Here is a 10,458-nt window from a genome sequence, read left to right as displayed (position 1 = left end):
TTGGAGACGTAGCCGGAGGTGAAGATCAGTGCCGCTTCCTTGCCGTGCAGGTCGGCCAGCTCGCGCTCGAGCAGGACATGGTAGTGGGTGGTGCCAGAGATATTCCGGGTGCCTCCCGCACCCGCGCCACAGTGGTCGATGGCGTTCTTCATCGCCNTAGTGGGTGGTGCCAGAGATATTCCGGGTGCCTCCCGCACCCGCGCCACAGTGGTCGATGGCGTTCTTCATCGCCTCGATCACCTTCGGGTTCTGGCCCATGCCGAGATAGTCGTTGGAGCACCAGACGGTGACGTCCTTCGCACCGTCCGCCGTATGGCGCGTGGCGCGCGGAAAGTGGCCGCGGTGACGCTCGAGATCGGCAAAAACGCGGTAGCGGCCTTCGGCGTGAAGCCCGTCCAGCTCGCTCCTAAAAAACCCTTCGAAATCCATGCATGTGCTCCAGTATCGCGCGACGGTTTTGCTGAGCGGACGATCGCGCGTCAACCCTTACATCACGCTTTAACATCAACTGCGGCAAATGGCCCATATTTTTGAATGATTCCAGATAAAAAGTACGCGACCACACGTCCGCTACGCTCGTCCGGAGCGCATTCTCGTATGATTGAGGGAGCCCGAAGCCGGCTCCCTTTTTGGCATGCTAACCAGCCGCAGCAACGGCGCGCTTCGCCATCACCTTCACCAGATTGGCGCGATACTCCGCGCTGGCATGCAGGTCCGACATCAATCCTGCCGGATCGACATTGACGCCCGCTATCGCGCCCGATGACCAGTTGGCACTCAACGCCTGCTCCATGGCGGGTTGGCGGAAGACACCGTTGGAACCAGCTCCTGTAACGGCGACACGCACGCCGCCCAGTCCTCTCGCGACGAAGACGCCGGTCATGGCATAACGGGACGCCGGATTCGGAAACTTCAGGTAACCGGCCTTCTCCGGTGCCTCGAAGGTGATTGCGGTGATCAGTTCGCCGTCTTCAAGCGCCGTTTCGAAAAGGCCGGTGAAGAAATCGTCGGCTGCGATCTCGCGCTTATTCGTAATGATGCGGGCATTCAGCGCCAGCATCGCGGCCGGATAGTCGGCAGCGGGATCGTTATTGGCGATCGAACCGCCGATGGTTCCCATATGCCGCACATGCGGATCGCCGATCCGTCCGGCGAGTTCGCACAAAGCGGGGCAGATCGCGCCAATAGCTGTAGAAGAAGCCACCTCCGCGTGCGTTACTGCCGCGCCGATCCGCACCCTGCGGCCTTCGACGCTGATCCCTTTCATCGCCTCCACATGGCGCAGGTCAACGAGATCGCTCGGTGCGGCAAGCCGCTGCTTCATCGTTGCGATCAACGTCATGCCGCCGGCGACATATTTGCCCTCCGTTGCACCCGCGATCATGCTGACGGCCTCATCGACTGTCGAGGCGCGGTGATAGTTCGTCTGATACATGGCCGTTCCTCCTCAATGGGTTGCTTGCGCTGCCATCCACACCTTCTGCGGCGTGGCAGGCATCGTCAGCATGTTGTTGCCGATCGCATCCGTGATCGCGTTCATCAGTGCCGGCGGCGAACCGATCGCACCCGCCTCACCGCAGCCCTTGATGCCGAGCGGATTGCTTGGGCATGGCGTGTTTTGGTGGGATATCTTGAATGACGGCAGGTCGGCGGCGCGGGGCATGGCATAGTCCATGTAGCTCGCCGTTAGGAGCTGGCCATTTTCATCGTAGTGCACGCCTTCAAGCAGCGCCTGACCGATACCCTGCGCAATGCCGCCGTGAACCTGGCCTTCGACGATCATCGGGTTGATGATATTGCCGAAGTCGTCGGCCGCGACGAACTGGATAATTTCTGTCGTCCCCGTTTCAGGATCGACTTCGACCTCGCAGATGTAGCAGCCTGCCGGAAACGTGAAGTTCGACGGATCGTAAAACGCCGTCTCCTTCAATCCCGGCTCCATGCCCGCCGGCAAATTGTGGGCGGTGTAGGCAGCAAGCGCCACCTGGAACCAGGGCAGCGTCTTGTCCGTGCCCGCCACCTTCAACTCGCCGTTTTCGATCACGATATCGCTCTCATCCGCCTCCATGAGGTGGGCGGCGATCTTCTTTGCCTTGGCCTCGACTTTGTCGAGCGCCTTGGCGACGGCTGACATGCCGACGGCACCAGAGCGCGAGCCGTAGGTACCCATGCCCATCTGCACCTTGTCGGTATCGCCGTGAACAATGGATATGCTGTCGATCGGCACGCCGAGCCGGCCCGCAACGAGTTGTGCGAACGTCGTTTCATGTCCTTGCCCGTGGCTGTGCGATCCGGTCAGGACCTCCACGGTCCCGACGGCATTGACCCGCACCTCGGCGGATTCCCAAAGGCCGACACCAGCTCCGAGGGAACCAACAGCCTGCGACGGAGCAAGCCCGCATGCCTCGATGTAACAGCTCATGCCGATGCCGCGTTTCATGCCGCGGCGCTCGGCCTCGGCCTTGCGCGCGGCAAAACCGTTCCAATCCGCCGCCTGCATCGCCGCGTCAAGCGAGGCTTCATAATCGCCCGCGTCGTAGTTCAAGATAACCGGCGTCTGATGCGGGAACACGCGGATGAAATTCTTCCGCCTGAGTTCCGCCGGCGAAACGCCGAGCTCGCGCGCCGCCGTTTCCATGGTCCGCTCGAGGAGATAGGTTGCCTCCGGCCGTCCCGCACCACGATAGGCGTCGACAGGTGCGGTGTTGGTATAGACCGTACGCACATTGGCGTGGATTGCCGGGATGTCATATTGGCCGGAAAGCAACGTGGCGTAGAGATAAGTCGGCACGCAGGACGAAAATAGCGACATGTAGGCGCCGAGATTGGCAATCGTGTCGACCTTCAATCCAATGATACGGTGGTCTTTGTCGAACGCCATCTTTACCTTTGAGACATGGTCGCGGCCATGGGCATCCGTAAGGAAGGCCTCCGTGCGGTCCGCAGTCCATTTCACTGGCACGCCGGTTTTCTTGGATGCCCAGAGACAGATGACCTCCTCCGGATAGATGTAGATTTTGGAACCGAAGCCGCCACCGACATCCGGCGCGATAACCCGCAGCTTGTTTTCCGGCGCCACGTTGTAGAAAGCGCTCATGACCAGCCGCGCCAGATGCGGATTCTGGCTGGTGGTGTAGCAAGTAAAATGGTCCTCGCCCGCATCGTAGATGCCGAGCGTCGCGCGCGGCTCCATCGCATTGGGGGAGAGACGGTTATTGACGATATCTACCTCAGTCACATGCGCTGCTTCCGCAATCGCCTGGTCGGCAGCGGCAGCATCGCCGATCTCCCAGTCGAAAATCAGATTGTCGGCCGCTTCCGGATGGATTTGCGGCGCGCCGGGTTTCAGCGCATCAACCGCCTCGATCACGGTCGGCAGTTCCTCATAATCGACAACGACCGCTTCTGCCGCGTCGCGCGCTTCGCCGAGCGAATCAGCCACGACGATCGCAACGGCATCGCCGACATAGCGCACCGTCTCTACCGCCAACGGGCGCCACGCGCCCATTTTCATCGGAGACCCGTCCTTCGAATGGATCATCCAGCCGCAGATGAGGTTGCCGATGCCATCGGCGAGCAATTGCTTGCCGTCCAGCACGTCGATGACGCCGGGCATGGTTTTTGCAGTCGAGGTATCGATGCTCTTGATCTTGGCATGCGCATGCGGACTGCGAACAAAATAGCCGTATTTCATGCCAGGCACGACCATATCGTCCGTATAGCGGCCCTTGCCGGTCAGAAACCGCCTGTCTTCCTTGCGTGCGACGCGTGCACCAACTCCTTCGACACCCATGATGTCCTCCCAATGGGGTTTCGGGCCAGGCATTCCGCCAAAAGCGATTGTGTTCGGCAGTCAGCCAGGCAATTCTGGAGAAATCTTACTCGGCAGCCTGCTTGGCGCCACCATGCATCTCCGCGTTGGCGGAAAGCACGGCCTTGACGATGTTGTGGTAACCAGTGCAGCGACAGATATTGCCTTCGAGCTCCCGGCGAACCGTCTGTTCATCTAGCTGTCCGCCGTGACGGCTGATCATGTCGACCGCGGTCATCACCATGCCAGGCGTGCAGAATCCGCACTGGAGCCCATGATGTTCCTTGAAGGCGGCCTGAACCGGATGAAGTTCACCATTCGCGGCCAAGCCTTCGATCGTCGTGACAGACGAGCCTGATGCCTGAACGGCGAGGATCGTGCAGCTCTTGACCGACTTGCCGTCCATATCGACGACGCAGGTGCCGCACTGTGTGGTGTCGCAGCCGACATGCGTTCCCGTTAGGCCAAGTTTTTCGCGAATGAAATGGACGAGAAGCATGCGCTCTTCACAATCGCCGCTCACCGCCCGGCCGTTCACCGTCAGTTTCACCTTCGCCATAATTTCCTCCTCGTGCCCTCCAGGCACAGGAGCATCATTTGACTTTTTCGCTTCGTGATCAACCGCTACTTTAGGGCGCTCTATCAAATTTGCCTCACGGATAAACGCAAGATTCCGCACGACATCTGAATCGCGCTGAAAAGAACCGTGATCACAAAAATTTCAAGCACAAGGTAGACGCCATCTTGTCGCGACATAGTTTTAACTATCAAAAAGACACGGTGGAAGGGACAGCGGCTGCCTAGGACGGCCAACCTTGGAGAAAAGAAATGAAGAAAGTAATCGCATTCGCTCTGATCGGCCTCTCGATTGCGAGTTGCACGCCGACGGAACAGGGTGCCGGGATCGGTGCGGCATCCGGCGCGGTGATCGGCGGCGTCGCCACAGGCAATGTTCGCGGAGCGGCAGTCGGCGCTGCAATCGGCGGCGTCACAGGTGCCGTCATTGGCCGCGTCTCAGAACAGCCTGGACAATGCTACTATCGCGATCGTTATGGCCGCCGCTATATCGACGATTGCCCGTAACGCCGAGATGTAGCTATGCAAGGTCCGAAAATCCCGGCTTCAAACCGGGATTTTTCATTTTTTCGTGCTAAATTAGCTCGAAAATAACTTAAATCGATACACCCCGTGCATTTTTGCCGCTAAGCTGTTAATGGCTGGGCAACGCATGTAATCAAAAGCGGCGGATGCATATCAGAGGGAAGACACCGAAATCGGGTTTTGCGTATCGGCGGGCAGGCACCATGATGGTGATCGCGGCAACGGCTGCGTTTTCACCGGTTCTGACTGGCGAGGCCTATGCATTCAAGCTTTTCGGCATCACCATTTTTGGCGAAGACGACAGTGAGAGCGAGCAGGTACCCGATCCTGTGCGCTACGACGCCGATCTCACAACCGATACCGCCGATCCCGATCTCAAAGAAGCGTTGGAGAACAGTTCCCGTCTGATCGGCGACGAAGATCGCCCGGTGTCCGGCGATCTCGGAATTGTCGTCAAGGCGCGCGACGACCGCGACCGCCTGATCGCGACGCTCTATGAGAAGGCGCGTTACGGTGGCGTCGTGACAATCACGATCGACGGAAAGAATATCGATGACCTGCCTCCCAATCCGACTTTCGATCGGTCGAAGCCAATCCCTGTTCATGTTGCAGTCGAGCCGGGACCCGTCTTCCGCGTCAAGGAAGTGCAGTTCGGCGGCGATGCTGCAAGCCGCAATCCCGCCGATTACGATTTGGCGCCTGGCGAAGAAGCCGGGTCGCTGACAATCATCAAGGCCGGTGACAAGATCGTCGAACAGCTGAAGAGCGAAGGAAGACCACTTGCGAAGCTGACCACGCGGCAAGTGGTGGCCGATCACAGCACCAGTACCGTGGATATCGTCATCGCGACGGAAGGCGGTCCGGTGGCCCCGATCGGCAATGTCGGCGTCACTGGGCAGAAAGCTGTCAAACCTGCTTTCATCCAGCGTTATTCGCGCCTCGAAAAAGGCGAAGCCTATTCTCCCGAGGCGCTCAAGAAGGCGGGCGAGCGGTTACGCAAGCTTGGCGTTTTTTCGAGCGTCACCATTCACGAAGCCGATACCCTTTCTGCCGACGGCACCTTGCCGATGACCATCGAGGTCTCGGAAGGCAAGCAACGCTATTTCGGTTTCGGCGCCAATTACTCGACGATCGACGGCATCGGGGTCCAAGGCTATTGGGGACACCGCAACCTTTTTGGCGAAGCGGAATCCCTTCGGATCGAGGGAGCCGTTGGCCGCCTTGGCGAAAACGACATCACAAATCTTGACTATTCTACAGGCATTCTCTTCACCAAGCCCGGTGCCTTTTTTCCTGCGGCAACGCTGAAGGCCGGCATTCTCGCAAAGACCGAAAATCCAGATGCCTACAATGCCTCGCTGATCACAGCGTCGCTCGGCCTGTCTCATGAACTGACCGATCAGGATATCGTCTCGGCGAGCGCTGAAATCAGCTATGAAAAGGACGATGACGCGTTCGGTGACAATGAGTATCTGACTTTCGCCCTGCCGCTCACTTACGAGCGCGATGCGCGCGACAACAAACTCAATCCTACAGAAGGATACCGGGCAACGCTCGCAGCAACACCGAGCTACGAGGCATTCAACGGCGCCATCTATTCGTCATTCGAGGGTTCGATATCCGGCTATCAGTCAATCGGCGCGGAAGACAATGTTGTTTTTGCAGGCAAGGTTGCCGCCGGCCTGTTGGTCGGCGGAGAATTGCACGAGATTGCCGCAACAAGACGTTTTTTTGCCGGCGGTGGCGGGTCTGTGCGGGGGTATGGCTTCCAGGAGATTTCGCCGTACAACGCGGAGGACGAAGCGACAGGCGGCAAATCCTATGTCACGGCCTCGCTGGAAGCGCGCGTCCGGATCACCGAAACCATCGGCGTCGTCCCCTTCATCGACGTCGGAACGGTTGGGAGCGAGGAATTTCCCGATTTTTCCGATATCCGCGCCGGTGCCGGCATCGGAATTCGCTACGCCACGCCTTTTGGTCCTCTGCGGCTTGATTTTGCCGTACCGTTGAACAAGTACGAGAATGGCACGAGTTACGGCATCTATGCCGGGATCGGCCAGTCTTTCTAGAATGCGATATTCGCGGATTTCAAACCCGCGAATGATGACGAGAACGGGGTAGTTCCTCCTCCATGCAGACGCTGACGAAATTCGTGAATTGGACCATCCGGGTGCTCGGCGTCACGACCGGCATCATGCTGATCCTCGCCTCCATAGGGATCGCAATCGTCGGCTTTACCTCGTTCGGCTCCCGCATCATCACGGAAGAGGTCGCCGAAATCCTTTCGAACCGCGACATGAAGATCGCTGTCCGTGAACCAAGCAGCCTGTTGACTGGCGGATTGCGCGCAGCGGAGATAACGGTCTCGGATACGCGGGGCGTATTCGCGCAGGTAACAGGTCTCTCGATAGACTGGAATCCGCTTGCGCTGCTCCGCGGCACGTTCCACGCAAACGAGATCTCCATCAGCTCGGTCAACCTTATTCGGAAGCCTGTACGCACTATCCCGTCGCCGCCGGCAAGCGGTGAGGATGAGGGTTTCATCCTGCCGATCAAAATCGATGTCGACAAGATCGTCGTCCCGGAGGTCAGCCTCAGCGAACAGTTCACTGGGCGTGCGTTTACTTTAACGGCCGGCGGCAATCTGCGGGCCGACCAGAACGGCGGGATCGCTGCAATCAATCTCAGCCGCCACGACGTGCCGGACGCTAGACTCTCAGCCGATTTGGCTTTCATGCCCGATCAGAACCAGCTGCGGCTGAAGGCGCAGCTTTCTGAACCGAAGGGTGGACTACTTGCGACTTTCCTATCGCTGCCGGGCGACCCTGCAGTCGATATCGTCGTCGACGGCGAAGGGCCGATTTCGGATTGGAACGGCAGGCTTCAAGCCGCCCTGGACGGCCAGGAGCGCGCTTCGATCAAAGGACATCACGCCCTCACGCAGGATGGTCTGCACCACCTGGATCTCAAGGGCGGCGGCGATCTGAGCACACTTCTGCCTCCAGCCTTCCGGCCACTGTTTTCCGGCCAGACGAACATCGATGTCTCCGCCACCTTCGACAATAAGGGCAAACTTGACATCCAGACCGGCAACATAGCGACCGGCAGCGTCGTCATTGCGGCATCCGGCACTCTGGACCGAGCGGGCAACAACAGCCTGAACGCCAACGTGCTCGGTACGTCAGGCCCGGTCGATTTTCGTTGGCCGCTTGCCGATGGCGAAGCGCGTTTCATGGTCACGGGCCTGAACCTCGCTCTCACCGGCGATGCGCAGTCAGCACGATTGAACGCCAGCGCCTCCCTCGATGCGGCAACATTGCCGCAGGCGACGATCGGCAACGTAAAGCTGACCGCAAAGAGCGATGCCTTCAACCTCGCCAAGCGCTCGGGCGCCATTCAATTGCGGATGGTTGCCGGCGATACGATGTTTCAGAATCCGGATATCAATCGGGCGGTGCAAGGCCCCGTGACTCTTGCCGCGCCGCTTCAGATCGCCGCCGACAGCGTAGGTTTCAACGGGACGACGTTCGAAAGCGCCAATGCTAGCGGCACCGTCAACGGCACCTACAAGCTTACCGACAACACGCTGACGGGGAATGCGAAGCTTACCGTTCAACCGGCCGCGCTGCCGCCCGCGATTGCGCCGCGCTTCGCTACGCCGATCTCGATCGATACGCAGGTCGCCGGGACCATTCCGTCCAAGATCAATCTCTCGAATATCGTCATCAAATCGGGTACGATAGAAACCGCCGGCACGGTGACGCTTGATGACGAAACCCTCACCGCCAACCTTTCCGGGCGCGTACCCGATATAAGCAAGCTGCTGGAAACCGCTGAAGGCGAGGCGAGCTATACGGTCAATGCCAGCGGCCCGCTGACGGCACTGGCGATAAAGGCAAACCTGAAGGCCGCAACCCTTCGCACCGCCGGCCGCACGCTTGGCGATCTGGACGTCAACATCTCCGGTACGGTTGATCCAGCCGCACCACAGGGCACCGTCGATGCCAAAGGCACGATCGATGGCCAGCCGATCACCGTCAATGCCGATGCTCAGTCCAAAGACGGCATCATCAGCATTCCGTCTCTCCGTGCAGATGTCGGCAGGAACCGGCTGGAAGGCAATCTCCAGCTGTCCTCACGCTTCGAGCCGACTGGCCTGCTCGCTTTCGATTTTCCGGATATCAGCCCGCTGGCAGCACTTGGCGGACAGAAAGCCCAAGGCGATCTCAAGGGTATGCTCGACATCGCCAACGACAAAGGCAAGATCGCGCTCAAGGTGACGGCCGCAGGAAATGGCCTGCAGCGCGACACGCTTTCGATCGTGAGACCTGATATTGCTGTCACCGTCACCGATCTCAAAGCCCTCGCCGTCAATGGCATCATCAAGGCCGGCGAGATCTCTTCCGGGGCCAACAAGCTTGCAGGACCGGCGCTGAATTTCGTACTGCAACAGAACCGTACGAACTTCGATCTTAACGCTGTCTACGATGATAATCCGCTGCTTGCTGAAGGCGATCTCGAAGCGAATGCCGGCGGCATGACGATCCGGCTCGTCCGATTTTCGGGCAAGCCGCGCGACATTCCGGTTGAGCTTTCTCAACCCGCCGAAATCGCGATTGCGGACGGCCAGGCGGCGCTGAGAGGCCTCACGGTCAAAACCGCCAGCGGTTCCGTGGCAGTCACCGGCTCGGCGGGTGAGACGCTCGACATCAATGCCGTCATCAGCGACCTGCCCGCAAGCCTTGCCAACGGCTTCGTGCCGAAGCTGAACGCCGAAGGTGCCATCTCAGGCACGGTGACGGTCAAGGGTACGCGGGCGGCGCCGATTGCGGATTTCAAACTCGACTGGAAGAATGCTGCAACCAGCCACACGAAAGGTGCGCATCTCGCGCCGCTCGGCGTCGCCACGACCGGAAGATTCGCCGATAACAAGCTCGACTTCGACGCAGCCGTCGATGGCGCCGACGGATTGTCCTTGAAATCCAGCGGAAACGTCGTTGTCGCGGGAACGGCGGTCCAAAACCTCGACGTGAATGCCAGTCTCAACAATGTCCCGGCAAACATTGCAAACAGCTTCGTGCCCGGACTTGCTGCGGAGGGCACGATCTCAGGAACTGCCAAAGCATCGGGAACGCCTGTTGCGCCGGCCGTCGATTTCGATCTCGACTGGAAGGACGCAGCCACAAGCCATACGAAACAGGCAGGTCTTGCTCCGCTTGGCTTAAGCGCGACGGGTAAATTCGCCGACAACAAACTCGACTTCGATGCGGACCTGACCGGTGCAGCCAACATGGGACTGAGCGCGGACGGGAATATCGTTATCGCGGGAACGACGGTCCAAAACCTCGATGTGAATGCCAATCTCAACAATGTCCCGGCAAGCATTGCAAACAGCTTCGTGCCCGGACTTGCTGCGCAGGGCACGATCTCAGGAACTGCCAAAGCATCGGGAACGCCTGTTGCGCCGGCAGTCGATTTCGATCTCGACTGGAAGGACGCAGCCACAAGCCATACGAAACAGGCAGGTCTTGCTCCGCTTGGCTTAA

7 protein-coding genes and 1 pseudogene are annotated in these 10,458 nt (G+C 59.2%); 3 read left to right on the top strand and 5 right to left on the bottom strand.

From position 1 onward, the window contains the following. From BN1800_RS43725 to BN1800_RS38075, 5 genes and pseudogenes are all read right to left on the bottom strand, one after another. Window positions 1–152 (bottom strand): aminotransferase class I/II-fold pyridoxal phosphate-dependent enzyme (locus BN1800_RS43725; protein ID WP_425299110.1); only part of this gene is annotated, 152 nt, incomplete at its 3' end. 13 nt (window positions 153–165) lie between these two features. Beyond that, window positions 166–429 (bottom strand): annotated as a pseudogene (locus BN1800_RS43720) (5-aminolevulinate synthase); the annotation flags it as partial. A gap of 208 nt (window positions 430–637) precedes the next feature. Beyond that, the gene (locus BN1800_RS38085) at window positions 638–1,435 is read right to left on the bottom strand and encodes an FAD binding domain-containing protein (RefSeq protein ID WP_087005946.1); all 798 of its coding nucleotides are present in this window, start codon (window positions 1,433–1,435) and stop codon (window positions 638–640) included. Between the two features lie 12 nt (window positions 1,436–1,447). Beyond that, the gene (locus BN1800_RS38080; RefSeq protein ID WP_087005943.1) at window positions 1,448–3,793 is read right to left on the bottom strand and encodes a xanthine dehydrogenase family protein molybdopterin-binding subunit; all 2,346 of its coding nucleotides are present in this window, start codon (window positions 3,791–3,793) and stop codon (window positions 1,448–1,450) included. Between the two features lie 85 nt (window positions 3,794–3,878). Beyond that, window positions 3,879–4,370, bottom strand: a complete 492-nt coding sequence (locus BN1800_RS38075) for a (2Fe-2S)-binding protein (protein WP_087005940.1) — start codon at window positions 4,368–4,370, stop codon at window positions 3,879–3,881. Between the two features lie 269 nt (window positions 4,371–4,639). Between BN1800_RS38075 and BN1800_RS38070 the strand changes: the two genes are divergently transcribed. The 3 genes from BN1800_RS38070 to BN1800_RS38060 form a co-directional block, all read left to right on the top strand. Then, the gene (locus BN1800_RS38070; protein ID WP_027513816.1) at window positions 4,640–4,894 is read left to right on the top strand and encodes a YMGG-like glycine zipper-containing protein; all 255 of its coding nucleotides are present in this window, start codon (window positions 4,640–4,642) and stop codon (window positions 4,892–4,894) included. A gap of 164 nt (window positions 4,895–5,058) precedes the next feature. Next, the gene (locus BN1800_RS38065; protein WP_179214008.1) at window positions 5,059–6,981 is read left to right on the top strand and encodes an autotransporter assembly complex protein TamA; all 1,923 of its coding nucleotides are present in this window, start codon (window positions 5,059–5,061) and stop codon (window positions 6,979–6,981) included. Window positions 6,982–7,043: 62 nt separating this feature from the next. Further along, window positions 7,044–10,458 (top strand): translocation/assembly module TamB domain-containing protein (locus BN1800_RS38060; protein ID WP_483251930.1); only part of this gene is annotated, 3,415 nt, incomplete at its 3' end.

The sequence above is a fragment of the Rhizobium sullae genome (assembly GCF_900169785.1).
Classification (GTDB): Bacteria; Pseudomonadota; Alphaproteobacteria; order Rhizobiales; family Rhizobiaceae; genus Rhizobium; species Rhizobium sullae.
The sequence above is the reverse complement of the archived record's forward strand: the minus strand, read 5'-3'. Positions and strand labels throughout refer to the sequence as shown.